2 protein-coding genes and 1 pseudogene are annotated in these 1957 nt (G+C 65.7%); 2 read left to right on the top strand and 1 reads right to left on the bottom strand.

Annotated features, from left to right (window positions below; translation table 11 throughout):
- The coding region (locus VGD93_RS01445; protein WP_395008465.1) for an NAD-binding protein at positions 1-831 on the top strand (831 nt) is incomplete at its 5' end.
- Between the two features lie 216 nt (positions 832-1047).
- Here the strand turns inward: VGD93_RS01445 and VGD93_RS01440 are convergent.
- Positions 1048-1239, bottom strand: a pseudogene (locus VGD93_RS01440) (cold-shock protein); the annotation flags it as partial.
- 265 nt (positions 1240-1504) lie between these two features.
- Here VGD93_RS01440 and clpS point away from each other — a divergent pair.
- Positions 1505-1864, top strand: coding sequence for an ATP-dependent Clp protease adapter ClpS (gene clpS, locus VGD93_RS01435; protein WP_395008463.1), 360 nt, complete (start codon positions 1505-1507; stop codon positions 1862-1864).
- Positions 1865-1957 lie beyond the last annotated feature (93 nt).

The following is a 1957-nucleotide window of genomic DNA, read 5'->3' as shown; positions in this document are numbered from 1 at the left end:
CGCGATGCTGATGGCGGCGGCGACCACCGCGAGGGTGAACAGCTCGCGCGAGCCGGTGCGCGACACGTGCCACAGCAGCCAGGGCAACGCGCGGCGGCCGGACTGGTGCTGGCGTTCCGCTACCCGCTGAACACGGCGCTGACGGTGGCGGCCAGCCTCGGCCAGATCGGCGAGTTCTCGTTCATCCTCGCCGGCATGGGCTTGTCGCTGGGTCTGCTGCCGCAGGAGGGCATGAGCCTGGTGCTGGCGGGCGCGCTGATCTCGATCGCGCTCAATCCGCTGGTGTTCCGGGCCATCCGGCCCTTCAGCGGCTGGGTGCTGCAGCGCTCCGCCCTGGCGCGCCAGCTGGAAAGCCGCGACGACCCGTTCGCCGAGCTGCCCATGAGCACGGAGCGCAAGTACCTCGAAGGGCAGGTGGTGCTGGTCGGCTACGGGCGCGTCGGCCGGCGCATTGCCGAGAGCCTTCGCGAGCGCGACATTCCCTACGTGGTCGCCGAACGCAACCGCGAACTGGTGGAAGACCTGCGCCGGGAGGGCGCGGCTGCCGTCTCAGGCGACGCCGCGGACCCCGCGGTGCTGATCCAGGCGCACGTCGCCGACGCGGCCATGCTCGTCGTCGCGACGCCCGACACCATGGGCGTGCGCAAGATGGTGGAGACGGCCCGGCAGCTCAATCCCGCCATCGAAGTCGTGGTGCGCACGCACAACGAGGACGAGTCGGAGCTGCTGCGCAGGGACAAGGTGGGGACGGTCTTCTTCGGCGAGGAGGAACTCGCCAAGGGCATGACCGCCCACGTGCTGCGGCGTTTCGATCGGACAGTGCCGACCTGACGCCCTCAGTCACGGCACGCCCGGCTGCGGCGCGCGTGCAAAAGCCGCCCGACGGCGGCTTTGCTTCTGGGAGAGGGCGAGCTACTTGGTCGCCGAGTCATGCCCGGAGGCATGGAACTGCGGGGCCCGCACTTTGGAGTGGCGTGCCGGCCGGTCGGGCGCCGGCTGCGTCGCGATCGGCTGCGGCGGCGGCGATGCGACCACGTCCGTCGTATGGATGTTCTGGGCCAGCTGGCCCTTCGGTCCTTCGGTGATGTCGAAGGTCACCCGCGAGCCCTGCTTGAGGGTCTTGAAACCTTCCATGGCGATCGCGGAGAAATGCGCGAAGACATCCGCCCCGCCGCCGTCCGGCTCGATGAAGCCGAAGCCCTTTGCGTCGTTGAACCACTTGACTGTACCGGTCGCCATGCCTCGGCCCCTTGTTTTCCCTCTTGACCACACCAAGTGTCGAGGTTCAGGGGCTTTGTGTCAATCTTTTCACATACTAAAGTTTTCGACTGTGTTATGGGAGTGCCGCGCCGACGGCCGCCGCGGCCTCGAAGCAGAAAATCGCCGGCACCAGGAAACGAAAATAGATGGCATCGGCGGGCCGCTTGTCGCTTGAATGTGACGTCTGCGGCACCAAGTCACCGGAAGGCTGCAGCGCGGAACCCCCCTCGATAGAATGATTTTCATGGCCAGCAAACCCCCCGTTCCCGCCCCCGTCGCGCCCCGGACCAGGCCGAAGGAGGATGATGGCGGGTCGGTGGTGGTCGAACGCAAGACGCAGAAGACGAAACCGCCGCAGATGTACCAGGTGGTCATGCTCAACGATGACTACACGCCGATGGAGTTCGTCGTCGTCGTGATCCAGGAGTTCTTCAACAAGGACCGCGAGACGGCCACCCAGATCATGCTGAAGATCCACCTGGACGGAAAAGGCATCTGCGGCGTGTACTCGCGCGACGTCGCCGCGACCAAGGTCGAGCAGGTCCAGGAAGCCGCTCGTCAAGCAGGGCATCCCCTGCAGTGCGTGAGTGAACCGGTCGAGTAAAGCCGGGTCGAACCGATTTAAAGTAGTACTCAGGAAGGCAAAAGGAAATCACATGATTGCCCAGGAACTGGAAGTCAGCCTCCACATGGCGTT

Source organism: Devosia sp., assembly GCF_036406155.1.
Classification (GTDB): domain Bacteria; phylum Pseudomonadota; class Alphaproteobacteria; order Rhizobiales; family Devosiaceae; genus Devosia_A.
This window is presented reverse-complemented; position numbering and strand designations above follow the sequence as displayed.